The following is a 25,773-nucleotide window of genomic DNA, read 5'->3' as shown; positions in this document are numbered from 1 at the left end:
ATCAGTGCCCATTTACAAGTCCAACGTCAACAAGTTCTGGCGAACTGCCACCGTCCTGGCTGCCACCGGCGTGCTCGCCGTCGGTTGCGGTGGGGGCGCCAGCGACGTCGCCGGCGGTGACCACGGTGCCGCGGGCGCCGACACCACGCTGACACTCGTCGCCTACGCGGTGCCCGAGCCGGGCTGGAGCAAGATCATCCCGGCATTCGCCGCCACGGAAGAGGGCAAGGGCGTTGCGGTCACCACGTCGTACGGCGCGTCGGGAGATCAGTCCCGCGCCGTCGCCGACGGCAAGCCGGCCGACATCGTGAACTTCTCGGTGGAACCCGACGTCACCCGGCTGGTGAAGGCCGACAAGGTGGCCGACGACTGGAGTGCGGGCAATACGAAGGGCGTCCCGTTCGGTTCTGTGGTGTCATTGGTGGTGCGCAAGGGTAACCCCAAGGGCATCAAAGACTGGGATGACCTGCTGCAGCCCGGGCTCGAGGTAGTCACCCCGAGCCCGCTGAGTTCGGGTTCGGCCAAGTGGAACCTGCTGGCCCCGTATGCGGCAAAGAGCAACGGCGGCAAGGATTCCGCGGCCGGTCTCGACTTCATCAACAAGTTGGTGACCGAGCACGTCAAGACCCGCCCAGGTTCGGGCCGTGAGGCCACCGATGTGTTCCTGCAGGGCACCGGCGACGTGTTGATCAGCTACGAGAACGAGGCGATCAACGTCGAGCGGCAGGGCAAGCCCGTCGAGCACATCAACCCGCCGCAGACCTTCAAGATCGAGAACCCGGTGGCCGTCGTCAAGACCAGTGCCCACGCCGACAAGGCCAAGGCCCTGGAGAACTTCCTGTTCACCGCCGAAGGCCAGAAGCTGTGGGCCGAAGCCGGCTTCCGTCCGGTCGACCCGGCGGTGGCGGCGGACTTCGCCAAGGATTTCCCGACGCCGGAGAAGCTGTGGACGATCGCTGATCTCGGCGGATGGAAAGAGACCGACCCGGCGTTGTTCGACAAGGAAAACGGCTCGATCACCAAGATCTACAAGCAGGCGACTGGATGACTTCAGTAACGCAGACCGATGCAGCCGAGCCTGATTCGGCTGCGCCCGCGCCGGGGGATCCCACCCCCGGCGCGCGGCCCGGCCGCTACGGCAGCACCTCGCTGCGCGTCGGGGCGGCGTCGATCTGGTTGAGCGTCATCGTGCTGCTGCCGTTGGCGGCGATCCTGTGGCAGGCGGCCGGCGGCGGGTGGAACGCCTTTTGGCTGGCCGTCACCTCCAACGCGGCGCTGGAGTCGTTCCGGGTCACCCTGACCATCTCGGCCGGTGTGACTGTGGTGAACCTGTTCTTCGGGCTGATCGTGGCCTGGGTGCTGACCCGTGACGACTTCCCCGGCAAGCGGCTGGTCGACTCCGTGATCGACCTGCCGTTCGCCCTGCCGACCATCGTGGCGAGCCTGGTGATGCTGGCGCTGTACGGCCCGGCCAGCCCGGTCGGCCTGCACCTGCAGCACACCAAATGGGGTGTCGGTGTCGCGTTGCTGTTCGTCACGTTGCCGTTCGTGGTGCGCTCGGTGCAGCCGGTGCTGTTGGAACTGGACCGTGATGTGGAGGAGGCCGCGGCATCGCTCGGCGCCAACACCTTCACCATCCTGACCAAGATCATCCTGCCCGCGTTGCTGCCCTCATTGCTGTCCGGTGCCGGGCTGGCGTTTTCTCGTGCCATCGGCGAGTTCGGCTCGGTGGTGCTGATCGGTGGCGCGGTTCCCGGCGAGACCGAGGTGTCCTCGCAGTGGATCCGGACCCTGATCGAGAACGACGACCGGACCGGTGCCGCGGCGATCTCCATTGTGCTGCTGGTGATCTCGTTCGTGGTGCTGTTCGTGCTGCGGGCGGTGGGTTCGCGTGCGGCCAAACGTGAGGAGCTTTCGGCATGACGCTCTCACCGTCGGTGCGTTACCTGCTGCGCTTTCTGGCGCTTGCCTATGTGGCGGTGCTGGTGGTGGTGCCGGTCGGCCTGATCCTGTGGCGGACCTTCAGCCCTGGTGTCGGAGCGTTCTTCGCATCGGTGGGCACGCCCGCCGCGGTCTCCGCGCTGCAGCTGTCGCTTCTTGTGGTGGCGATCGTGGTGCCGCTGAACGTGTTGTTCGGTGTTCCCACGGCCCTGGTGCTGGCGCGCAACCGCTTCCGCGGCAAGAGTGCGCTGCAGGCGATCATCGACCTTCCGTTCGCGGTGTCGCCGGTGGTCGTGGGTGTCGCGCTGATCCTGCTGTGGGGTTCGGCGGGGCTGCTCGGGTTCGTCGAGAACAACCTCGGCTTCAAGATCATCTTCGGGTTCCCCGGCATCGTGCTGGCCAGCATCTTCGTCACGGTCCCGTTCGTGATCCGTGAGGTCGAGCCGGTGTTGCACGAGATCGGCACCGATCAGGAGGAAGCCGCCGCGACGCTGGGTTCGACCTGGTGGCAGACGTTCTGGCGGATCACGCTGCCGTCGATCCGGTGGGGACTGACGTACGGCATCGTGCTGACCATCGCCCGCACGCTGGGGGAGTTCGGTGCGGTGATCATGGTGTCCTCGAACCTGCCGGGCACCTCCCAGACGCTGACGCTGCTGGTGGCCGACCGCTACAACCGCGGTACCGCCGAATCGGTGTACGGGGCGTACGCCATCTCGACATTGCTCATGGCTGTCGCCGTGATCGTCCTGGTCGTCCAGGTGATCCTCGACCGACGCCGAACCAAGGCCGCGCAGTAGGCCCGAGAAGGAGACAAGAGCTATGACCGACGCGATCGTGGTTCGGGGCGCCAACAAGCATTACGGCGATTTTGCGGCACTCGACAACATCGACTTCGAGGTGCCGTCAGGTTCGTTGACCGCACTGCTTGGCCCCAGTGGGTCGGGCAAGTCCACCCTGCTGCGCGCCATCGCGGGCCTGGACCAGCCCGACACCGGGACCATCACCATCAACGGGCGCGACGTCACCGGGGTGCCGCCGCAGCGCCGCGGTATCGGGTTCGTGTTCCAGCACTACGCGGCGTTCAAGCACCTGACCGTCCGCGACAACGTGGCGTTCGGCCTCAAGATCCGTAAGCGTCCCAAGGCCGAGGTCAAGGAGAAGGTCGACAACCTGCTGGAAGTGGTGGGGCTGGCCGGTTTTCAGACCCGTTACCCCAACCAGCTGTCCGGTGGTCAGCGTCAGCGCATGGCATTGGCGCGGGCCTTGGCGGTGGATCCGCAGGTGCTTCTGCTCGACGAGCCGTTCGGGGCGCTGGATGCCAAGGTGCGTGACGACCTGCGCACCTGGCTGCGTCGCCTGCACGACGAGGTGCACGTCACCACAGTGCTGGTGACCCACGACCAGGCCGAGGCGCTCGACGTGGCGGACCGGATCGCGGTGCTCAACAAGGGGCGCATCGAGCAGGTCGGCTCACCGACCGTGGTGTACGACGAGCCGGCGAACGCGTTCGTGATGTCGTTCCTGGGTGCGGTCTCGGAGCTGAACGGGATCTTGGTGCGCCCGCACGATATTCGGGTCGGGCGCAATCCGGAGCTGGCCGTTGCCGCCGGGGACGGCACCGCCGAGGCCACCGGGGTACTGCGGGCCACCATCGATCGGATCGTGATGCTCGGCTTCGAGGTGCGGGTCGAATTGACCGGTGCCGCAACGCATGTCCCGTTCACCGCACAGATCACCCGCGGTGACGCCGAGGCGCTGGGGCTGCGTGAGGGTGACACGGTCTATGTGCGGGCGACGCGCGTTCCTCAGATCGCCGGGGGCGTGCAGATTCCGGCGCGTGGCGACGAACCATCGAAGGATTCTGAGAAGACCAACGACGAGGATGAGGCGCTGACCGTCAGCTGACGGTCAGGCCCACCCGGTCAGGCCAGGGTCAGGAACAGCCGTTCCAGCTCGGCGACATCCATGGTTTCGTCACTGTTGCCGTTGATGCATTCGCGCAGGCTGGTTGCGACGATCTTGAATCCGGCGCGGTCCAGCGCGCGGGACACCGCGGCGAGCTGGGTGACGACATCCTTGCAGTCGCGGCCCTGCTCGATCATGGAGATGACGCCTGAGAGCTGTCCTTGCGCGCGCTTGAGCCGGTTCAGGATGGCGGCGATCGATTCCTCGTCGCAGATCATGTTGTCCCCCTTAAAGAGCGGTTTCGCGGTTGGGTCCTCTGATTCTCATCATACCCGTGGGGGTATGTTTCTGGCGTCATGTTGTCGTAGCAGGTGGACCGAAAATCCACCGCAGCGGACACCATCCGAGCCGGGCACAGCTCAGGTTGCCGAGGCCGGCCAGCACAGTCAGTCCGGCGGCGGTGAGCCCGATGGCGGGGTGGACTTCCTGGCCGAGGATCAGCGACGCCATGAGTAACACGAACCAGCCGAAGGCCCGGCGCACCGCGTCGGGGTCGACGCGCGCGGTCAGGCGGGTGCCCAGCAGGCTGCCCAGCACCGCCGCGGCGGTGACTGCGCCGGCGATCGTCCAGTCGATCGGCACGGTGCTGAGATGTCCGGCCAGACCTGCGGCCGAGTTCATCGTGATCACCAGCAGAGAGGTTCCCACCGCGACGGGCATGGGCAGACCACCCAGCAGCGCCAGGGCGGGCACCACCAGGAACCCACCGCCGGCTCCGACGGCTCCGGTCACCACGCCGACCCCCAGCCCCATCAGCAGGACCTTGACCACGGGCATCGTCCGAGTCGTCTGATCGCACGCCTTGCGTCCCTTGATCATTGCGATACCCGTGGCGATCATCACGACCGTGAAGGCGGTCAGCAGTACCGATCCGGGCACGACATAACTCAGCAGTCCGCCCAGGTACGCGCCGACCATGCCGGCCGCCCCGAACATCAGGCCACTGCGCCATTGCACCCGGCCGGCGCGCGCATGCGACAAGGTGCTGACCGCGCTGGTCACCCCGACGACCAGCAGCGACGTGGCGATCGCCTGCTTGGCCTCCATGCCGGCCACATATGCCAGCAGCGGAACGGTCAGGATCGAGCCGCCCCCGCCGAGGAGTCCGAGGGACACCCCGACCAGGACGGCCAGCGCGACAGCGACGGCGATCATGCCAACGCGCCGGAAGGTGTTTGCGTGGAACCGATCAGCTGCTCGACGACGCTCTGGGCATCACAGGACGCACCGCGGTTGTACGGCAGCTTGGCCAGCATCATGCCCATGGCGCAAGTGTTCGTCAGCGCGGCGGTGGTCAACCCGGCTCCGATCGCCGCGGCGACCCACTTCAGCTTCGGGGAGGCGATGCTGCCCAGGACACTGCTCAGCACGATCGACCCGGCAACCAGGCGGACCTGGCGTTCCAGGTCCCAGCGCTGCGCGCCACGGCGCACCCCGAATCCCTTGTCGTGCCAGGCGGTCATGCCGCCCTCGAGGATCGAGACGTTCGGCAGACCGGCGTCGCGCAGGGTCTGGCCGGCGGTGCTCGCCCGCTGCCCGGAGCGGCAGATCAGCACGACGTTCTCGTCGAGGTGCTGGGCGATCTCGTCCCGATGTTCCTGCAGCAGATCCAGTGGCACGTTGTAAGAGCCTGGGATGTGGGCGGTTTCAAACTCGCCGGGCGTGCGGACATCGATGAGCCGCGGGCCGTTACCGGTCTGCTTGAGTTCGTTCAGTTCGGCGGCGTCGATGATCGACGAGGTGGACATCAGGCAAGACCTTTCAACATCAGGTTCCAGTACATGGCGGGTAGTCCGTACTTCTTCAGGTACCAGTACGGCCGGTGTGGTTTCACCGGATCGAGCAGGGGGAAGGAGGGTTTGAGGGCGAAGTCGTAGTCGAACTCGGCCAGCAACATGTCGTGTGAGGACGTCACGATGGGGCAGGACGCATAGCCGTCGTAGGATCCCGACAGCGGGCGTCCGCTCAGGACCGCACCGATGTTCTCGACCACGGCGGGTGCCTGCTTGCGAATGGCCGCACCGGTTTTCGAGTTCGGGGACGATCCCGCATCGCCGAGTGCGAATACATTCGGGTAGCGCACGTGCTGCATCGTGTGCTTGTCGATGTCGACATACCCGTTGGCGTCCCCACCGACATGGCTCGTGGACAGCGGGCTGGTCTTGATCCAGTCCGGCGCCGACTGGTGCGGGACCGCGTGGAGTACGTCGTAGGGGAGCGTGGTCTCGATTCCCTCCGCAATGTTGGTCATCGTGACCTTGCGCGCCGCCGAATCAATGGACCGCACTTCACTTCCGGTGTGCAACGTGATGCCGTAGTCGGCGATGACCTTGTCCAGGTTGTCGGCGATCGCGGGGATACCGAAGATCCGCGGGGTCGGGACCACCAGGTGCACGTCGATCTTGTCGAGCACACCCTGGCGCCGCCAGTGGTCGCAGGCCAGGTAGGCAATCTTCTGCGGTGCACCCGCGCACTTGATCGGTCCCGACGGCATGGTGAACACGGCCGTCCCGGACCGGGTGTTGCGAATGAACTCCCAAGTGCGCGGCGCCAGGTCGAACAGATAGTTCGACGAGACGCCGTCCTTGCCAAGGGTGTCGGACAGACCCTCGGTGCGTTCCCAGTCCAGCTGGATGCCCGGCGCCACCACCAGTACGTCATAGCCGTAGGTGGCTCCGTCGGCACACGTGACCGTGTTGGCATCCGGGTCGACGGCCGTGACCGCACTCTTGATCCAGGTGGCGCCGCGTGGCACGACCGAGCCTTCGGCGCGCTCGGTTTCGGCGGCCGTAGCCTGGCCGCCGCCCACCAGCGTCCACAGCGGCTGGTAGTAGTGCTTGTCGGACGGCTCGATGATCGCCACGTCGCGGTAGTGCTTGCGCAGCAATCGGGCCGCCACGGTGATCCCGGCCGTGCCGCCGCCGATGATCAGGACCTCGTGCTTGACTGGGGTCGACATGCTTGTTGTGTTTTCCTGTCTCTCAGAGGGTGTGCGCGGTTTCAGGCGGCGTGGGTGCTGTCAGCCCAGGCGCCGTAGCCGCCCAGGATGTCGCTGACATCGGTGAAGCCGCGCTGACGCAGCAGGCTGGCCGCCACAGAAGAGCGGTAGCCGCCGGCGCAGTAGACCACGGTCGGGCGGGTGCGATCCAATTCGTCGGTCCGATCCGCCAGCTGACCCACCGGGATGTTGACCGCGCCCGGGATCATGCCCGCCTCGGTCTCACCAGGATTGCGCACGTCGACGATCTGCAGGTCTGCGACTGCGGCCGCCCGCTCGTCGAAGGCGCTGGCGGTCAACCGTGAGGCGACCGTCACATCGTCGCGGTTCTCGAACATCGTCCGCTCCGGATTGTCGAGGTAACCCAGCACCCTGTCGAACCCGATGCGCGCCAGGCGATTCTTGCCCTCGCGCTCCTCGCCCGGGTCGGTGACCAGCACGATGTCGGCGTCGGGTTTGACCACCGATCCGGCGAATTCGGCGTAGCGCCCGGCCAGCCCGATGTTGACTGCGTTGCGCAAATGACCCAGCGCGAAATCCTCGGGGCTGCGGCCGTCGATCAGCATGGCCCCGTTCGCGACGGCGTCCGTGGCCTGACCGTAGTCCAGCGCTTTCGGCATCGCCTCCTCGTCGAGCAGTGCGCGGTCCTTGCGGTTGAGGATCGCGTCGTAGACGAAGTAGCCCGGGGCGGGCGGTTGTCCGGCGGTGACCAGCTCGATGAAGGACTGCTTGTCCGGTGCGCGCAGCGCGTAGTTGGTCTGTTTCTGCTCACCCATGGTGGACGACAGCTCGGTGGACAGGTTCTTGCCGCAGGCCGAACCCGCGCCGTGGGCCGGGAAGACCCGCGTGGCATCGGGCAGCGGCAGCAGCTTCTCGTGCAGCGAGTGGTAGAGCTTGTCGGCCAGCTCGTCGCGGGTGAAGCCGATCGAGGCCAGCAGGTCGGGCCGACCGACGTCGCCGATGAACAGGGTGTCACCGGTCAGGACGCCGTAGGGCACGTCGTCGCCGGCGTGCTCGTAGACCACGATGCTCATCGATTCGGGGGTGTGACCGGGGGTGTGCCGGAATTCCAGCACCACCTCGCCGAATGAAATGCGTTGGCCGTCTTCGACTCCCATGTGGTCGAACTCCGGCTGGGCGACCGACGAGTACACGATCGCGGCGCCGGTGGCCTCGGCCAGCTCGAGGTGGCCGGACAGGAAGTCGGCGTGGAAGTGGGTTTCGATCACGTGGGTGATCTGCATGCCGAGCTTCTCGGCGTCGGCGACGTACTCGGCGACGTCGCGCTGCGGGTCGACGACGACGGCGCGCCCGGACGACTCATCGCCGATCAGGTACGACGCGTGCGACAGACAGTCCAGGTAGTACTGGATGAACTTCATTGTTCGACTCCTTGACGGGTGGATCTGTATACCTAGGGGGGTATACCAATACCGTCGAATATACCCCTTGGGGTATAGGAGTCAAGCCAATGAAGGCGCCCCCGGGCGGTACCCAGGGGCGCGATTGCTCTGAATGGTGCGGGGGTCAGGCGGCGAAGCCGGCGCTGCGTGCGGCGAGCGCCTCTTCGTAGCGATCGAGCACCGTGGCCGCCACCAGGCGATGCGCGCCAAGCGGTTCAGCCATCGGAATGCCTGCGGTACAGGCGAATTCGGCAACCCGGTCGGTGATCCGGCCGTGTGCCAGGAACCAGGGGGCGATCACCAGGCGGCGCGCGCCGCGTTGCCGCAAACGCTCGACGGCCTCCGGCAGGGACGGGGTCTGCCCTGTGGCGAACGCCACGTGGGTGCCAACCCAGCGGGTGCCCTCTGCCAGCGCTGCGGTAAGTGCGGCGGTGCGCGCATTGGCGGCCGGATGTGACGAGCCGACCCCGGCGAGGATCACGCCGAGGTCCGCGTCGAACCGGGACACGCCCACCGCGGTCAGCCGCTCCCGCACCACCTGCAACAGACGGGGATCATCGCCGAGCACATCGGCCTGGGTCACCTCGGCACCCGAGTCGGCGATCAGCCCAGGAATGTCGATCCGGGCGTGATAGGCGCTGCCCAGCAGCAACGGCACCACAACGGCGCCGGGCTCCACGCCGGGCAGCACCTCGGTGAGGTTGGGTGCGTTCTGTTCACAGAACGCGACCCGTACCTCGGTGTCGGACAGCAGGCGACGCAGATGCCCGCCGATGGCATGCGCATTCGCCGCCGAACGCGGGTCCGCGCTGCCGTGTGCTGTGAGAACGAGCGTCACCGAAACCTCACGAGGCGTGCAGCCCGCACTCCGTCTTGGCCTGGCCGGCCCACCGGCCGCTGCGCGGATCGGCGCCTTCGGCCGGCTTGGTCGTGCACGGGGCGCACCCAATGGACGGATAGCCGTCGTACACAAGGGGATTGACCAGGATGTCGTTGGCCTCGATGTAGGCCTGCATCTCGTCGTCGGACCAGGCCGCGATCGGGTTGATCTTCACCAGGCCGAAGGCGGCATCCCAGCTGATCAGCGGGGCGTTGGCGCGCGTCGGCGCCTCCACCCGGCGGATACCGGTGACCCACGCGCTGTAGCCCGCCAGGGCCTTGCCCAGCGGTTCGACCTTGCGCATCCGGCAGCAGGCGGCGGCATCGCGGGCGAACAGGTCCTTACCGTGCAGCGCGTCCTGCTGGGCGACGGTGTTCTCGGGATGCACGTTTACCACGTTCACGCCGTACACCTGTTCCACGGCGTCGCGGGTACCGATGGTCTCGGCGAAGTGGTAGCCGGTGTCAAGGAACAGCACGTCCACGCCCGGGCGCACCTTGGCCGCCATCTCGACGAGCACGGCATCCTGCATGTTGGACGCTACGACGTAGTTGCCGCCGAAGTGCTTGTCGGTCCAGCGCAGGAGTTCCTCGGCGCCGGCGTCGGCCAGCTCGGCCGCACCGCGCTCGGCCAGCTCGATCAATTCCGCTTCAGTCAATGCGCTCATCTCGCGATCTACCTCAAGTCCGCCTCGTCGGCCCGAACGGCCCACTGGGCGAAACGCTCGCCGTCCTCGCGTTGTTTCACGAAGTTGCGGACGACCCGCTCGACGTAGTCACCGAGTTCGGTGGACAACACCTTGTGCTGGCGCAACTTGCGGCCGAATCCGCTGTCCAGGCCGAGGCTGCCGCCCAGATGCACCTGGAAGCCCTCCTCGGGCCCGTCGCCGTCGTCGATCATCTGCCCCTTGAAGCCGATATCGGCGATCTGGATGCGGGCGCACGAGTTCGGGCAGCCGTTGAGGTTGACCGTCACCGGCACGTCCAGCGTCGAGTTCAGGTCGGCGAGGCGCTCCTCCAGATCGGGTACCAGGCTCTGTGCCCGCACCCGGGTCTCGGCGAAGGACAGCTTGCAGTACTCGATGCCGGTGCAGGCCATCACGTTCTGCCGCCAGCGCGACGGGGTCGAGGACAGTCCCAGCGCATCGAGACCGGCGCGCAGTTCGGCGAGCTTGTCATCGGGCACGTCGAGCACGATCAGCTTCTGGTACGGGGTCAACCGGATCCGATCGGACCCGGCGGCCTCGGCCAGATCGGCGACCTTGGTCAGGATGGTGCCGGACACCCGACCGGCGATCGGTGCGACGCCGACGGCGTTCAGACCGTTCTTGAGCTTCTGTACGCCGACATGGTCGATGTTGTGGGGCACCTGCTCGGGCGCAGGACCGTCGATCAGCTTGCGCTTGAGGTACTCGGTCTCCAGCACCTCGCGGAACTTCTGCGGGCCCCAGTCCTTGACCAGGAACTTCAGCCGGGCCTTGTTGCGCAGGCGGCGGTAGCCGTAGTCGCGGAAGATCGAGGTGACGCCCTCCCAGACGTCGGGCACCTCGTCCAGCGGCACCCAGACGCCCAGGCGCTGGGCCAGCATCGGGTTGGTGGACAGGCCACCTCCGACCCACACGTCGAGGCCGGGGCCGTGCTCGGGGTGATTGACCCCGATGAACGCCACGTCGTTGATCTCGTGCGCCACGTCTTGCAGGCCCGAGATCGCGGTCTTGAACTTGCGCGGCAGGTTCGACAGCAGCGGGTTGCCGATGTAGCGGCGGACGATCTCTTCCAGCGCGGGCGTCGGATCGAGTACCTCGTCGAGGGATTCACCGGCCAGCGGCGAACCCAGGACGACGCGGGGGCAGTCGCCGCAGGCCTCGGTGGTCTGCAGACCGACCTCTTCGAGCCGGCGCCAGATCTCCGGTACGTCCTCGATGCGGATCCAGTGGTACTGGATGTTCTCCCGGTCGGTGATGTCAGCGGTGTCCCTGGCAAATTCGGTCGAAATCTCGCCGAGCGTGCGCAGCGACTTGGCGGTCAGCGCGCCGCCGTCGGAGCGCACCCGCATCATGAAGAACGGGGCCTCCAACAGTTCGGCGTTGTCGTCACCGGTGAAGGTGCCGTCATAGCCCTGCTCACGCTGGGTGTACAGGCCCATCCAGCGCATCCGGCCGCGCAGGTCGGTCTTGTCGATGCTGTCGAAGCCCTGCTTGGAGTAGACGTCGAGGATGCGGGCCCGGACGTTGAGGGCGTCATCCTCCTGTTTGAACACCTCGTTGGGGTTCAGGGGATCGCGGCTACCCAGCGCCCACTGACCCTCGTCGCGAGTCTTCGCGGGTCGCGGCTGGGCTTGAACCTCGGTCATTGCTTGGCTCCTCTTATGGAACCGACCGCTGGAATGCGCTTATCGCCGGTGGGGCTGTCCGGCGGCGCAGATCCGGCGGCCAGCTGAATGTATTGGGCGGGCGGGTTCCGAAATCAACGCACGATTAAGGCAGACAGCAACAGCTACAGACGCGCTTGAAATCGACATGCCGACGGGCCACCAGCTGAATGCGGGTGGTGCTGTTGTGGGCGGCAGTCACGACGCCATTGTGCCACGATTGTCGCCACCTGCCCTAACCGGGCCATATTTGCGCTCACGGTGAGCAAAAGTCCGCGCTGGACAGTCTGGGAAAATCAAAACCATGAACACCCGTACCGCGCCTGTCGGCCAACCCGAGTTGGCCCACCTGCCAGGTCGCGCGTTCGGCATCTACATCCACGTTCCGTTCTGCGCGACGCGGTGCGGATACTGCGACTTCAACACCTACACACCCGCCGAACTGGGTGGTGCGAACCCCGACGGCTGGCTGGCCGCGTTGCGCGTCGAACTGCGGCTGGCGGCCCAAAGGGTCGGTTCCGTGCCCGTGCAGACGGTGTTCGTCGGCGGCGGCACGCCCTCGCTGCTCGGCGGTACCGGCCTGGCCGCGGTGCTCGGAGCCGTCCGCGACAACTTCGACCTGGCGGTCGGCGCCGAGGTGACCACCGAAGCCAACCCGGAGTCCACCTCGCCGGAGATGTTCGCGACGTTGCGCGAGGCCGGTTACACCCGGGTGTCCCTTGGCATGCAGTCGGCGGCGCCGCAGGTGCTGGCGGTGCTGGACCGCACGCACTCCCCGGGGCGCGCGCCGGCGGCGGCAGTGGAGGCCAGGGACGCGGGGTTCGAACACGTCAACATCGATCTCATCTACGGCACGCCGGGGGAGACCGACGACGATCTGCGGCGCTCGATCGACGTCGCGGTGGGTGCCGGTGTCGACCACGTGTCCGCGTATTCGCTGATCGTCGAGGACGGCACCGCCCTGGCCCGCCGCGTGCGCCGTGGCGAGATCGCCCGGCCCGACGACGACGTGCTCGCGCAGCGCTACGAACTGCTCGACAGCCGGCTCTCGGCGGCGGGCCTGCACTGGTACGAGGTGTCGAACTGGAGCGCCCAAGGCGGGGAATGCCGGCACAACCTCGGCTACTGGGGTGGTGGCGAGTGGTGGGGCGCCGGCCCCGGAGCGCACGGCTTCCTCGGGGACACCCGGTGGTGGAATGTCAAGCACCCCAATGCTTATGCGCAGACTTTGGCTGAAGACCGGTTGCCCATCGCCGATTTCGAGAAGCTCGATGCTCGCGACCGGCATGTGGAGGAAGTGATGCTGCGGGTCAGGCTTCGTGACGGTCTCCCGGTGACACTGCTCGATGCCGACGAACAGGTTCGCGCCGAAACTCTCTGTGGTGAAGGACTTCTCCTCCGGCAGCGAGAAGTCCTGGTGCTGACCGACCGGGGCCGCCTGCTCGCGGACGGGGTCGTCCGGGACTTACTCGGGTAGCGGCGAACACCGCCGCGCTCCTGTGGAGTGTCTGTGAGTCGGCTGTGTTCGTATGTGTGTCGTCTATGCGGATGATGTTGAATCCGTAGTAAATACGTAGGTCTGTGCAATGGAAACCATCGGGCTAACCTTTGCCGAATGCTCACAAGGAACGACCAAGCTGACTGCAATGCTTCGGCCGCGCTCGCCTCGTTCGAGCTGCCTGCGGGTGACAACTCGACCGGCCCGGCCGACCTGGTCGCCGAGATCGCTCGCGCGCTGTCCGGCGACGGCAGTGATTACGTGGTGTACGAGCGGGGAAACCGGTGGATTCTGGCTTCCGGAGCGCAATGCGGTGTCGAGTTGGACAGCGATGAACTGCGGCTCACCCGGGATGGAGCCGTAGCTGCCCGTCGGCCATGGACCGGTAGGCCGGGCGCCGTGCTCGGCGAAGCGGTGGATTTGATGCTCGCGGACTCCGAAACCCACGCTGACACCGCATTCGGTTGGGTCGCATTCGAATTCGGCGCGTTCAAGTTCGGTCTCGAAGACCGATTGCCGCCGAAGACGCCACTGGCGCGGGTCTTCAGTCCGCTGACCCAGATCGAGGTCACCGCGGAACGGGTCACCGTGCTCGGTGGCCGCGAGAGCGACCACGATGTCGTGCGGCGACTGATCACCGAGGGCCTCCCGCCCACGGCCGACCCTCGCGGCGTCGACATCCGGCAGGACGGTAGTGGCTACCGTGACCGGGTGGCATCGGCGATCGACGAGATCGGCCGGGGGCAGTATCAGAAGGTCATTCTGTCGCGGCGCTTCGACGTGCCGTTCCGGCTCGACTTCCCGTCGACCTACCGGCTGGGGCGCCGGCACAACAACCCGGCACGGTCATTCCTGTTGCGGCTCGGCTCACTTCGTGCGCTCGGATACAGCCCCGAACTCGTCGCAGCTGTGCACCAGGACGGGCTCGTGGTGACCGAACCACTGGCCGGAACCCGGGCGCTCGGTCGCGGCGCAGCCAACGATCAGGCAGCCCGCGACGATCTTGAGTCCAACTCCAAGGAAATCGTCGAACATGCGATATCCGTGCGCAGTTCGCTCAAGGAGATTGCCGAGGTCGCCGAACCCGGCACGGCGACGGTCACCGACTTCATGACCATTCGTGAGCGAGGAAGCGTGCAGCACCTGGGGTCCACGGTGGGTGCTCGCCTCGACCCGTCGATGGATCGCATGGACGCGCTGGAAGCGCTGTTCCCGGCGGTGACGGCATCGGGAATTCCCAAGGCCGAGGGCGTCGACGCGATCCTGCGCCACGACGAACTGCCCCGTGGGCTGTATTCGGGGGCGGTGGCGATGTTCTCGGCCGACGGTTCCCTGGACGCAGCGCTCGCGCTACGGGCGGCGTATGAAGCGGACGGACACACCTGGCTGCGGGCCGGCGCCGGCATCATCGCCGAGTCCACGCCCGACCGCGAGTTCGAGGAGACCTGCGAGAAGCTGAGCACCTTGTCGCCGTACCTCATCGAGGGAGCCGAGCCGACATGTGAGTGAGCTAACACGCCGACGGCGGTCGCCCGCGAGGGCGAACGGGTGGTCAAAACCGCCGACTCGACCGGCAAACCTGCACGTCATCGCCACCTGAGGGCCTCCCAGGAGATTCACAGCTGGTTCTGATGTAGAACTCCTGCTCTCTCGGATCGTGTGCCACTATGGTCCGCATGTCGGCAGCGTATTTAGGCAAGCCTATCCAGACTTTCCTTCCGTCGAGGTCCTGCTGACATGGCATCCGAGACTTCGACCCCGGAGCCCATCGCCGTCATCGGACTGGGTTGCCGGGTGGCCGGCAGCGTCGCCACTCCTGCGGACTTCTGGAATTTCCTGGTGGAGGGCCATAGCCACGTCACCGAGGTGCCCGAGCAACGCTGGGAGCCCTACCTGCGGCGCGATCCGCGCAATGCCGCAGTGCTGCGTGAAGTGACCCGGCTGGGCACCTTCCTCGACGACCTGGCCGGATTCGACGCCGAGTTCTTCGGTGTGTCACCGCGCGAGGCCGAGGTGATGGACCCTCAGCAGCGCTTGGCCCTCGAGGTCAGCTGGGAGGCGCTCGAACATGCCGGCGTCTCGCCGAAGGCGCTGGCCGGCAGCGACACCGCGGTGCTGATGGGTGTCAACTCCGACGACTACGGCAAATTGATCATGGAAGACCTGACCGGCATCGACGCGTGGACCGGAATCGGGACCTCGCTGTGTGGAATCGCCAACCGGGTCTCGCATCTGCTGGACCTCCGGGGCCCGAGTGTGGCGCTGGACGCCGCGTGTGCGGCCTCGCTCGTCGCGGTGCACCAGGCGTGCCAGATGCTGCGGGCCGGCGAGACATCGCTGGCGCTGGCCGGTGGGGTCAGCGCACTGATCGGCCCGGGCCTGACCCGGGTGCTCGACGAGGCCGGGGCAACCGCCCCCGACGGCCGCTGCAAGACCTTCGACGCCGCCGCGGACGGCTACGGGCGCGGCGAGGGCGCCGGCGTCGTGGTGCTCAAGCGACTCGCCGACGCCGAACGCGACGGTGACCGCATCCTGGCCGTGGTGCGCGGTGGTGCCACGGCCCAGGACGGGCGCACCGTCGGCATCATGTCGCCGAACGGCGCCGCCCAGGCGGACATGTTCCGGCTCGCGTGCCGGATGTCGGGTGTCGACCCGGCCGGCGTCGGCTATGTCGAGGCGCACGGAACGGGCACTCCCACAGGCGATCCCACCGAGGTCGGGGCGCTGGCCGAGGTGTACGGCGCCGGGCGGGCCGGCGGGGACCGCTGCCGGATCGGCTCGGTCAAGCCCAACATCGGCCACCTGGAGGGTGGCGCCGGGGTGATGGGCCTGATCAAGACGGTCCTGGCCCTGCACCATGAGGCGATCCCGCCCACCGCCGGCCTGCGGGAGCTCACCGGTGCGGTGGACTGGGCAAACAGCGGACTCCGGGTGCCCACCGAGGTAGAACCGTGGGCCCGCGCCGATACGCCCCGTCAGGCCGCGGTGTGCAGCTACGGCTACGGCGGCACGATCGCGCATATCCTGCTCGAAGAGGCTCCGGCACAACAGGACACGACGTCGCACGATGTGCCCGGTCCGCTGATCGTCCCGCTGTCCGCACGGTCCGGACAGCGCCTGGCCCGTCAGGCCGAAGCGCTCGGCGATCACCTCCGGGCCGGGCACCAGGAGATGGCGCCGGTGGCCGCCACGCTGTGGGCACGGCGCGGGCACGAGCCGGTCCGGGCCGCGGTCGTCGCCGAGCATCGCCATGAACTGATCGCCGGCCTCGACGCACTCGCGCGAGGGGAATCCGGCGCCGGGCTGGTCACCGGGGAGGTTCCGGGCGGCCAGGCCCGGGACGCGGTGTGGGTGTTCTCCGGACACGGGTCGCACTGGTCCGGTATGGGACGCGAACTGCTCACGGCGGAACCGGCTTTCGCCCGTATCATCGACGAGATCGACGAGGTCTTCGGGCGCGAGCTCGGATTCTCCGCCCGCGAGGCGCTGAGCACCGGCGAACTCGGCGGCACCGACGGCATCCAGGCGCTGACCTTCGCGATGCAGGTCGGGCTGGCCGCGGTCCTGCGCGAGCGGGGGGTGCGGCCTGCCGCGGTGATCGGGCACTCGGTGGGTGAGGTCGCGGCGTGCGTGGTATCCGGGGTGTTCGAGTTGCGCCAGGGCGCGGCCGTGGCGTGCTATCGGGCCCGCGGGTTCCGCTCCGTAATGGGATGCGGTGCCATGGCTTTGGTGAGACTGCCGTTCGCCGAGGCCGAACAGCGGCTGACCGGCCGCACCGATGTGGTGGCGGCCATCAGCGCGTCTGCCGAATCATGTGTCATCTCGGGGATCACCGACGCGGTGGAGGAGATCTGCCGGTCCTGGGGCGAGCAGGGCGTCGTGGTGCGCCGGGTCAACACCGACGTGGCATTCCACAGCCCCGCGATGGACGACCTCACCGGCGCTCTCGCCGAGAACGTCGCCGGGCTGGACCCGGCCCGGGGTGCGGTGATCCCGCTCTACACCACAGCTTTGCCTGATCCCCGCTCCGCCGCGTCGCGGAACGCCGACTACTGGGTGCACAACCTGCGCGGGCAGGTCCGGTTCGCCGAGGCCGTCACGGCCGCCGCCGAGGACGGGCACCGGCTGTTCCTGGAGGTATCCGCGCATCCGGTGGTGTCGCACTCGATCGTCGAGACCCTGCTGCACCTGGGTATCGAGGACCACGCCGTCGTCCCGCTGCTGCGTCGCGATACGCCCGAGTCGCCGGCCGTCATGACCGCGGTCGCCTCGCTGTACTGCTACGGCGCCGACATCGAACACGGTTTCGCCGAGACCGATCCGTGGGCCGCCGACCTCCCGGTCACCCAATGGCAGCACCGGCACTTCTGGCGGGTGCCCTCTGCCGCGCCCGGTGGGCGCGCGGTACACGACACCACCAGCCATACCCTGCTGGGTGGACGCACAGACGTGGCCGGAACCGTCGCCACCCGGATCTGGCAGACGCGGCTGGACTTCGACACCCGGCCGTATCCCGGCGACCATCCGGTCCAGGGCACCGAGATCGTGCCGGCCGCAGTGCTGTTGAACACGTTCCTGACGGCGGCCGGAAACGGCGCCGGGCTGACCGACATCAGGTTGCGCACGCCCGTGGCCCCCGCGCGCGCCCGGGATCTTCAGGTGGTGCTGGCCGACCGGGAACTGACGCTGGCCTCACGGCTGGCCGACGCCGAGGACCAGGACGGCGGATGGCTGACGCACAGCAGTGCGGTGGTGGATCCGGCTCCCGCCGAGGTTGCCGATGTCGATCTCGATGCCGCGCGGTCGCGTTGCCCCGAGCAGCTGCCGCCGCGCCACGTGATCGACACCCTGGCCGAACTCGGGGTCGCTGCCATGGGATTCGGTTGGGACATCACGGATCTGCGCCGCGGTGAAGGTGAACTGCTAGCCACGGTGAGTTCTGAACCCGACGGCGCGCAGCCGAGCACCTGGGCCTCGCTGGTGGACGCGGCCACCTCGGCCGCCTCGACGAGTTTCGACGGTTCGCCCCGGCTGCGGATGCCTGCGCGGATCGAACGGGTTGACGTCCATGGCGCGCCGCCGGCAGTCGCGATGCTGTCTGTGCGGCGCAGGCCCGGCACCACTACCACCGATGTGGCGATCACCGACGAGTCCGGATCGGTGCTGGTGTCGATCGGCGGCATGGCCTTCGAGGAACTAGAGAATTCCGGGCGGGAGTCATCGGGGACCGACGTCCGCAGGATCGTGCATCAGGTGTCGTGGCATCCGGTGTCGGCTCGCGGCGAGCGGCGCCCCAGCGGTGTGGTTCTGGTCGGCGGGGATGTCGATCGGCTGGAAGCCGCGGTTGACGACCTGACGACGGCGGCGGTGCCGTACGTGGCAGTGGAAGATCCGGCCGAACTGGAATCGATCGTCGACTTCGGCTCGCTGCCAATCGAACTCGGCGACCATCCGGTCGTGCTTGTGCTGCCGCGCGACGATGACGCACCCGAGGTGGCCGTCGACCTCGTGACGCGGACGCTGGCGTTGCAACACCGCCTGGGACTGTCGGCGCGGCTGTGGGCGCTCACCGTCGGCGTCCACGAGGGAGCCAACGTGACCCACGCGCCGCTGTGGGGACTGGGCCGGGTCGCGGCCGCCGAGCATCCGCAGCTGTGGGGCGGTGTCGTGGACGTGGCCGACGGGCGCATCCCGCTGGACGTCCTGGGGTCGCTGCCCGGGCACGGTGTGCTCGTGGTCCGCGACGGCGTTGCCCTGGCCGCCCGCCTCTCGGCATCGGCCGGTGCGGCGCAGGCGACCCCGATGCGGTGTGAGCCGGGCGGCACCTATCTGATCACCGGCGGTACCGGCGTGCTCGGTCTGCGGATGGCTCAGCACCTGGCCGATCTGGGTGCGCGCCGTCTCGTGCTGCTGTCCCGCTCGGGCCTGGGCGACCGTTCGGCCTGGACGGGCGGCGAGCAGTCGGCGGCAGTCCGTGCGGTGACCGCGCTTGAGGAGCGTGGGGTGTCGGTCACTGTCGCCGCAGTGGACGTCGGAGCACCGGGATCGGCCGACGCCCTGCGGGACGTGCTGCGCCCGCTCCCGCCGGTGCGTGGCGTCATCCACGCAGCCGGCGTGGAAGCCGGTGCGCTGCTGATGAATACGACCTCCGACGAGTTCGCCGCCGCCATGCATCCGAAGGTGCGGGGGACCCTTGTGCTGCACGAGGTGTTCCCGCCCGAGCGGCTCGACTGGATGGTGCTGTTCTCCTCCTGCGGCTACCTCGCCGGCTTCCCGGGACAGGGCGCCTACGGCTGCGCCAACGCGTTCCTGGACGGAATGGCCCGGCGCCGGCGCGGTCTCGGCGACCGCACCACGGCCATCGCGTGGACGGCGTGGCGTGGGTTGGGGATGGGGTCGGCGTCGGAGTTCGTGGCCGCACAACTCGATGCGCTCGGCATGGGCACGGTCGGCGCGGACGACGCGATACGCGCACTGGACCTGGCGATGCGTGAGGACGCGGCCAACGTCGTGGTGCTGCCGGTGTTGCCCGCGGCTGCGGCCGTGCCCATCCTGGCGGAGGTGGCGCCCGAGGAAGAGCCCGATGACGCCGCGGAGCCGGTCGCGGGGGAGTTCGACCCCGAACAACTCGCGTCTCACGTATTGACGGCGGTGGCAAGCCAATTGGGGCTCGCGGAGTCCGAAGTGAACGTCGACCTTCCGCTGGTCGAACTGGGCGTCGACTCGATCATGACGGTCCGGCTGCGCCGGCAGCTGGAGAAGCAGACCGGGCTGTCACTGCCGCCGACACTGCTGTGGGAGCACCCCACCGCCGCGGCCGTGACAGCCAGGATCATCGAGCTGCTGGCGCCTCCCGTGGAGTGTGAGATCAAGGCGTAGCCGCGCTCCATCCGGTCAGACCGATGATCTCCTCGGCGATATCGGAGACGGTGCGGTTGTCGGTCGGGATTCGGTGTGTGCCTGGCGCGACGCCGGTTCGCAGGCGGGTGTCCATCCGGGCACTGGACGCGATGTGTTGGTCGAGTGTCGAGCCGATCTCGCGCCTGCCGAGCCGGGCTCGCGCCGTGGCGTCGGTGCACGTGAGCAGGACCGTGCGAACCTCGGGATTGTCGCCCATCGCGGTGGTGAGGTCGTGCACCACGTCGGGTAGAACGCAAGCGGTGTTGGTGTAGATCAACCGGCGATGACCCACAGCGCGGTAGTTCGCCCACATCGCTGCGAGGTTCTGCTCGGCGAGCTGGTGTTCCGACGGGGCGGGGTATGCCATGTCGAGGAAGTCTCCGTCGATCAGACAGTGTGCGACGCCGGCGACGCTCAGCATGGCGTGCATCTCGAAACCGGTGCTGGTCTTGCCCGTCCCCGAACGCCCGCCGATGAACACCACCTCGCTGGTCATGTCGGGCAGTGTCGTCCATGGCGCCGTGAAGGTCGAGACATTTTCACCCGAGGGACAGCGACGTCACCAGCTTCTTCTTGTCGACCTTGCCGACCGCGGTGGCCGGCAGCGTCGACATCGGTACCAGTACGTCGGGCCGGGCGTGGGCCGATGCGCCACGTTCGTCGAGGAACTCGTTGAGCTGGACCAGGGTGATCGGTGTTCCCTTGAACACCACTGCGGCACAGATCTTCTCGCCGAGGTAATCGTCGGGCAACCCCACTGCCGCGGCCGCGAAGACAGCCGGGTGGGCCAGCAGGTGGTCCTCGAGGTCGGTGGCCGACACCGTCTCGCCGCCCCGGTGGATGACGTCCTTGATCCGGCCGGTCACCTCGACATAGCCGGCGCGGGGTCCGTCGGTGAAGATCCGGACCCGGTCGCCGGTGCGGAAGAACCCGTCGGGGCTGAAGGACCGGGCATTGGCTTCCTCGGCGCGGTAGTAGCCGTTGAGCGTGTACGGCCCGCGCACCAGGAGCTCACCCTCCTGCCCGGGGGCGACCTCGTGACCGTCCTCGTCGACCACCCGCATCTCGTCGTGGGGCGACATGGGCCGGCCCTGGGTGTGCTCCACCACGTCCACCGGATCGCCCGGCCGGGTGAAATTCAGCATCCCTTCGGCCATTCCGAAGATCTGCTGCAGCCCCGAGCTCAGGCCCTGATGCACGAACCGGGCCTCGTCCGGGGACATCCGCGATCCACCCACCTGGACCACCCGCAGCGACGTCGGCAGGACCGGTTCCCAGTCGCAGGCCTGGGCCCATAGCTTGGCCAGGGCGTTGACGAGTCCGGTCACCGTGACGCCGTGGGTGTTGATCAGGGCGAAGGCCGATTCGGGGCTGGGGTCGTCGGTGTAGACGGTGGTGGCGCCGACCGTCATCGAGCCGAGCAGGCCGGGGCAGGCGAACGGGAAATTGTGGCCGGCCGGCAGCACTGCCAGATACACGTCGTCGTGCACCATCTCGCAGGCCTGGGCGCAGGCCGCGGCGTTGTAGAGGTAGTCGTCGTGGGTGCGGGGGATGAGTTTGGGTAGTCCCGTCGTCCCCCCGGACACCAGCAGTACGGCCGGGCCGCTGGTGTCGACGGTGATGTTCAGCGGGCTGCCCTCGAAATCCTTGAGGGCCGACCAGGATTGGAAGGCGCCCGCATCCCCGTCGACGAGGATGTGACGCAATCGTGGATGTTCGGCGACGAGTTGCTCCGCCAGGTCGCGGTAGTCGAATCCGGCGATGACGTCGGCGATGATGAGGCCGACGGCTCCGCTCACCTGGGCGAAGTGACCCAGCTCGGCCGACCGGTGGCCGGGTAGACACAACACCGGGACCACCCCGGCGCGAAGCAGACCGAAGGTGGCGACCGCGAACTCGCGGGTGTTCGGCAGCTGCACCAGGATGCGGTCGCCGGGGACGATGCCCTGGGCGGCCAGAGCGGCGCCGATGCGGTCGGCGAGTGCGTCCAGTTCGGCGAACGTGTGACTGCCGGTGGCGTCGACGACGGCCGGCTTGTCCGGCCAACGCTGCGCTCCCTCGCGCAGGATGCTGTCCAGCGCTTTGCCCTGCCAGTACCCGGCCTGGCGGTATACCTCGGCGCGGTCCTCGGGGAAGGGTGTGAATCCGTTTGCCAGTACGTCCTGTTCGCGGTCAAAACCGGTGGTCATCGGTGGTCTCGGCTCCCGTCGGGTGGGTGTGTCAGCAGATCGAATATAGGGTAACCTCCACTAAGTTAGGGCAGCCTGTACTAATTGTTTGGAGGATGAAGCGTGGTGGCGACGAGTTCCCGGACGGTCCGCGACGAGGTTGCCGAACTCCTGGGGGTCAGCGCAGACGACGTCGATCCCAACGCCGACCTGATCGCATCCGGTCTCGACTCGATCCGGATGATGTCGCTGTCGGGGCGGTGGCGTAAGCAGGGCATCAATGTCGGATTCGCCGCTCTGGCAGCCAATCCCACCGTCGCCGCCTGGATCGACCTGGTCGCTGAGCACACTCCCGACGCCCCGGTCCAAGACTCCGTCCCCGAAACCGCGGGTCACGTCGCCGATGATGCGGGCGAACCCTTCCCGCTGGCGCCCATCCAGCACGCCTTCTGGGTTGGACGCAACCAGGATCAGCAACTGGGCGGAGTCGGCGCCCATCTGTACGTCGAATTCGACGGCGACGGTGTCGATCCACAGCGACTGCAGGCGGCCGCGGCGAAACTGGCCGCGCGCCACCCGATGCTGCGGGTGGAGATCCTGCCCGACGGCACACAGCGGATCGGTGACCGGTCGCTGCCGGTCACCGTCTACGACCTCCGCGACCTGGATGAGGCTGCGGCACAAGCGCAGTTGGAATTGACCAGAGAATCCAAGTCGCATCAGATGCTGCACGACGAGGTGCTGCAGCTGAGCCTGTCTCTGCTGCCAGACGGCCGCACGCGTCTTCACGTCGACATGGACATGCAGTGCGCCGATGCGGTGAGTTACCGCAACTTCATGGCCGACCTGGCGGCGTTCTACGGCGGCGCCGACCTGCCCGATCTCGGCTACACCTACCGCGAGTACCGGGCGCAGCTGACAGCTTCGGTGCCGCCGCCCTCGGAGCAGGACCTGCAATGGTGGGCCGAACGGGTCCCGGATCTGCCGGATCCGCCTGCGCTGCCGCTGGTTCCGCTGTCCGATCAGCGCAACCCACACCGCAGCATCCGGCTGTGGGAAACCCTTGACGTGGCGACCCGCGACGCGTTGTTCGCGGCGGCGCACCGGCGCGGCATCACCCCGGCCATGGCGGTCGGGGCGTCGTACGCCAATGCGCTCGCGCACTGGTCGACGCAGTCGCGGTTCCTGCTCAACCTGCCGATGTTCGGCAGGGAGCTGTATCACCCCGATGTGGACAAGCTGGTCGGTGACTTCACCTCCTCGCTGTTGCTCGACATCGACCTGACCGGAGCCGAAACCGCCGCGGCCCGGGCCCGGGTCGTGCAGGAGACGCTGCACGCCACCGCCGCGCATTCGTCGGTGTCCGGGCTCGATGTGCTGCGCGACATGAGCCGCCATCGCGGCAGCCAGACACTGGCCACCATCGTCTACACCAGCGCGCTCGGGCTGGGCGATCTGTTCGCCGGTGACGTCACCGATCACTTCGGAGCGCCGGTGTGGACCATCTCGCAGGGACCCCAGGTGCTCATCGATGCCCAGGCGACCCCGATCGCCGAGGGCCTGATGATCAACTGGGACGTCCGGGTCGAGGCGTTCAGGCCGGGTGTGGCCGAGGCCATGTTCGCCTACCACCTGGACGAACTGCGCCGCCTGGCCACCGACGACTCCGCCTGGGATGCCCCGGACCCGCCTGCGGCGTCCGAGCAGCAGCGCCGGGTGCGGGCCGAGCTGAACGCGACGGCCTCGACGCCCAGCGGCGACGTGCTGCACACCGGTTTCCTGGCGAACGCGGCCGCCACTCCGGACGCGCCTGCGGTGTTCTGCAGCGCCGGGAATCTCACCTACGGCGAGCTGCGGGAGAAGGTGCTGGCCGTGGCGGCCGCACTGCAGTCTCGCGGGGTGTGCCACGGCGAGTTGGTCGCGGTACTGGGTCCGAAGAGTGTCGAGCAGGTCATCGCGCTGCTGGCCATCTCGATGGTCGGCGCCGCGTACCTGCCGGTCGGGGTGGATCAGCCCGCCGATCGGGCCGCGCGCATCCTGCACACCGGCGGGGTGGACTTCGCCCTGGTGTGTGGTTCGGGGTCGGAGCATCCGGATCTGCCGCACCTGACCGTTGCCGACGCCGAGATCATCGGTGACCCAGAAGATTTCGAGCCGGTCGAGGTCGCTCTCTCGGACCTGGCATATGTGTTGTTCACGTCGGGCTCCACCGGCGAGCCCAAGGGCGTCGAGATCACCCACGACGCGGCGATGAACACCATCGAATTCATCAACGACCATTTCGAGATCGGTCCGGCGGATCGTTGCCTGGCGCTGTCGCACCTGGAGTGCGACCTGTCGGTGATCGATGTCTACGGGACATTGCGTTCGGGCGGCTCGATGGTGGTCGTCGACGAGGAAAACCGCCGCGATCCCGACGTCTGGGTCAAGCTGATCGACGAGCACCAGGTCAGCGTCCTGCACTTCCTGACCGGCTGGCTGGAGATGCTGGTGGCCGCGACTGACGGGGCATCGTTGTCTTCATTGCGGGTGGTGCCCACCGGCGGTGACTGGGTGCGTCCGGACATGGTGCGCGCGTTGCGTGCCGCGTCGCCCCGGGTGCGGTTCGCCGGGCTGGGCGGGGCCACGGAGACCGCGACGCACAACACCATCTTCGAAGTCGGATCCGGTGACGACGCGCTGCCGCCGCACTGGACCTCGGTGCCGTTCGGCGTCCCGCTGACCAACAACTGCTGCCGGGTGGTCGACTCTCGTGGAGAGGACTGCCCCGACTGGGTTCCGGGTGAGCTGTGGGTCGGTGGTCGCGGCATCGCCCGCGGGTACCGCGGCCGCCCCGACCTGACCGCCGAACGGTTCGTCGAGCACGACGGGCGCCGCTGGTACCGCACCGGGGACCTGGTGCGGTCCTGGCCCGACGGCACGCTGGAATTCGTGGGCCGGGCCGATCACCGGATCAAGGTGAGTGGCTTCCGTATCGAGCTGGGTGAGGTCGAGGGCGCCTTGTGCCGGGTTCCCGGCGTGGACGCGGCCGTCGCGGTGCTGGTGCCCGTCGACGGCGGCCACGATCTGCTCGGCGCGGTGGTCCGCGCGGATCAGGACGGTCAGGATGCCGGCCTCGACCCTCAGGCGGTGACGACCGCACTGGCCGAGCTGGTGCCCGCGCACATGATTCCGCAGGTGCTCCTGGTCGCCGACGAGATTCCCTACGCCAGGGGCAAGACCGACCGCACCGCGGTAGTCCGGATGCTCTCGGCGGTGGGCGCCCCCGAGGCCAGGGGCTACCGGGCGCCGTCGGACCCGCTGGAAACGGCGTTGTGTGCGATCGTCGGCGACGTTCTCGGGCAGTCCGGCGTCGGTGTCGACGACGATTTCTTCGCCCTCGGCGGGGACTCGGTGCTGGGCACACAGCTGGTGGCCCGGATCAGGGACTGGCTGGACACCTCGACCGTCATGGTCGCAGACGTCTTCGCGGCCCGGACAGTCGCCGAGATGGCTGCGCTGTTGGTCGGCCGGGAGGCGGGCTCGGACCGTCTGCAGCTGGTTTCCGAGCTGTATCTCGAGGTCGCGGGCATGGACAGCGCAGATGTGGCGTCCGAGTTGGAACGCACGGCCCCAGAACCCGCGTTCGGCAACTAAGGTTAGAGTTA

General features: G+C 67.8%; 19 protein-coding genes. 8 read left to right on the top strand and 11 right to left on the bottom strand.

The features are described 5' to 3' along the window. The first annotated feature begins 4 nt into the window (after window positions 1-4). The 4 genes from EH231_RS10050 to EH231_RS10035 are packed head-to-tail and all read left to right on the top strand — an operon-like array spanning window position 5 to window position 3,849. Window positions 5-1,048 carry a sulfate ABC transporter substrate-binding protein gene (locus tag EH231_RS10050; protein ID WP_090431633.1) on the top strand — a complete coding sequence of 348 codons (1,044 nt, stop codon included), beginning with the start codon at window positions 5-7 and terminating at the stop codon, window positions 1,046-1,048. Next, entirely contained in the window at window positions 1,045-1,923 is an 879-nt protein-coding gene (gene cysT / locus EH231_RS10045; protein WP_090431631.1) for a sulfate ABC transporter permease subunit CysT, read from the top strand. The genes EH231_RS10050 and cysT overlap by 4 nt, the downstream gene beginning before the upstream one ends. Next, the gene (gene cysW / locus EH231_RS10040) at window positions 1,920-2,741 is read left to right on the top strand and encodes a sulfate ABC transporter permease subunit CysW (RefSeq protein ID WP_090431629.1); all 822 of its coding nucleotides are present in this window, start codon (window positions 1,920-1,922) and stop codon (window positions 2,739-2,741) included. Before cysT ends, cysW begins: the two co-directional genes overlap by 4 nt. Window positions 2,742-2,763: 22 nt before the next feature. After that, window positions 2,764-3,849, top strand: coding sequence for a sulfate/molybdate ABC transporter ATP-binding protein (locus EH231_RS10035; protein ID WP_241177920.1), 1,086 nt, complete (start codon window positions 2,764-2,766; stop codon window positions 3,847-3,849). 17 nt (window positions 3,850-3,866) lie between these two features. On the opposite strand, the gene EH231_RS10030 is transcribed toward EH231_RS10035, so the two are convergent. From EH231_RS10030 to EH231_RS34765, 9 genes are all read right to left on the bottom strand, one after another. Continuing rightward, window positions 3,867-4,127, bottom strand: a complete 261-nt coding sequence (locus EH231_RS10030; RefSeq protein WP_090431627.1) for a metal-sensitive transcriptional regulator — start codon at window positions 4,125-4,127, stop codon at window positions 3,867-3,869. A gap of 76 nt (window positions 4,128-4,203) precedes the next feature. Further along, window positions 4,204-5,064, bottom strand: a complete 861-nt coding sequence (locus tag EH231_RS10025) for a sulfite exporter TauE/SafE family protein (protein WP_090431625.1) — start codon at window positions 5,062-5,064, stop codon at window positions 4,204-4,206. Continuing rightward, window positions 5,061-5,657, bottom strand: coding sequence for a rhodanese-like domain-containing protein (locus EH231_RS10020; RefSeq protein ID WP_124712347.1), 597 nt, complete (start codon window positions 5,655-5,657; stop codon window positions 5,061-5,063). Before EH231_RS10020 ends, EH231_RS10025 begins: the two co-directional genes overlap by 4 nt. Next, window positions 5,657-6,868: an NAD(P)/FAD-dependent oxidoreductase gene (locus tag EH231_RS10015; RefSeq protein WP_090431621.1), complete on the bottom strand. Its 1,212-nt coding sequence runs from the start codon at window positions 6,866-6,868 to the stop codon at window positions 5,657-5,659. The genes EH231_RS10020 and EH231_RS10015 overlap by 1 nt, the downstream gene beginning before the upstream one ends. 41 nt (window positions 6,869-6,909) lie before the next feature. Continuing rightward, a complete protein-coding gene (locus EH231_RS10010; RefSeq protein WP_124712346.1) occupies window positions 6,910-8,289 on the bottom strand; it encodes an MBL fold metallo-hydrolase in 1,380 nt (459 codons plus the stop codon). 145 nt (window positions 8,290-8,434) lie between these two features. Then, window positions 8,435-9,148 carry a sirohydrochlorin chelatase gene (locus tag EH231_RS10005; protein ID WP_090431617.1) on the bottom strand — a complete coding sequence of 238 codons (714 nt, stop codon included), beginning with the start codon at window positions 9,146-9,148 and terminating at the stop codon, window positions 8,435-8,437. Window positions 9,149-9,155: 7 nt separating this feature from the next. After that, a complete protein-coding gene (locus tag EH231_RS10000; RefSeq protein WP_090431614.1) occupies window positions 9,156-9,857 on the bottom strand; it encodes a phosphoadenylyl-sulfate reductase in 702 nt (233 codons plus the stop codon). Window positions 9,858-9,865: 8 nt separating this feature from the next. After that, window positions 9,866-11,542, bottom strand: a complete 1,677-nt coding sequence (locus EH231_RS09995) for a nitrite/sulfite reductase (RefSeq protein ID WP_090431612.1) — start codon at window positions 11,540-11,542, stop codon at window positions 9,866-9,868. A 124-nt stretch (window positions 11,543-11,666) separates the two neighbouring features. Further along, window positions 11,667-11,723 (bottom strand): Ms4527A family Cys-rich leader peptide, encoded by a 57-nt coding sequence (locus EH231_RS34765; protein WP_353612280.1) that lies wholly within the window; start codon window positions 11,721-11,723, stop codon window positions 11,667-11,669. A gap of 141 nt (window positions 11,724-11,864) precedes the next feature. Here EH231_RS34765 and hemW point away from each other — a divergent pair, with 141 nt between their 5' ends. The 3 genes from hemW (at window position 11,865) to EH231_RS09980 (ending at window position 19,937) form a co-directional block, all read left to right on the top strand. Continuing rightward, entirely contained in the window at window positions 11,865-13,037 is a 1,173-nt protein-coding gene (gene hemW / locus EH231_RS09990) for a radical SAM family heme chaperone HemW (RefSeq protein ID WP_124712345.1), read from the top strand. 138 nt (window positions 13,038-13,175) lie between these two features. Then, window positions 13,176-14,567 carry a salicylate synthase gene (locus tag EH231_RS09985; protein ID WP_124712344.1) on the top strand — a complete coding sequence of 464 codons (1,392 nt, stop codon included), beginning with the start codon at window positions 13,176-13,178 and terminating at the stop codon, window positions 14,565-14,567. A gap of 228 nt (window positions 14,568-14,795) precedes the next feature. Next, window positions 14,796-19,937, top strand: coding sequence for a type I polyketide synthase (locus EH231_RS09980; RefSeq protein WP_124712343.1), 5,142 nt, complete (start codon window positions 14,796-14,798; stop codon window positions 19,935-19,937). Here the strand turns inward: EH231_RS09980 and EH231_RS09975 are convergent. Beyond that, the gene (locus EH231_RS09975; RefSeq protein WP_124712342.1) at window positions 19,927-20,454 is read right to left on the bottom strand and encodes a hypothetical protein; all 528 of its coding nucleotides are present in this window, start codon (window positions 20,452-20,454) and stop codon (window positions 19,927-19,929) included. The two genes, EH231_RS09980 and EH231_RS09975, sit on opposite strands and share 11 nt — an antisense overlap. Window positions 20,455-20,497: 43 nt before the next feature. Then, window positions 20,498-22,147, bottom strand: a complete 1,650-nt coding sequence (locus EH231_RS09970) for a (2,3-dihydroxybenzoyl)adenylate synthase (RefSeq protein WP_124712341.1) — start codon at window positions 22,145-22,147, stop codon at window positions 20,498-20,500. Window positions 22,148-22,249: 102 nt separating this feature from the next. Between EH231_RS09970 and EH231_RS09965 the strand changes: the two genes are divergently transcribed. Then, complete coding sequence (locus EH231_RS09965; RefSeq protein WP_124712340.1) at window positions 22,250-25,762, top strand: non-ribosomal peptide synthetase; 3,513 nt, start codon at window positions 22,250-22,252, stop codon at window positions 25,760-25,762. The last annotated feature ends 11 nt before the right edge of the window (window positions 25,763-25,773 follow it).

This window comes from Mycolicibacterium nivoides (assembly GCF_003855255.1).
GTDB classification, from domain to species: Bacteria; Actinomycetota; Actinomycetes; order Mycobacteriales; family Mycobacteriaceae; genus Mycobacterium; species Mycobacterium nivoides.
This window is presented reverse-complemented; position numbering and strand designations above follow the sequence as displayed.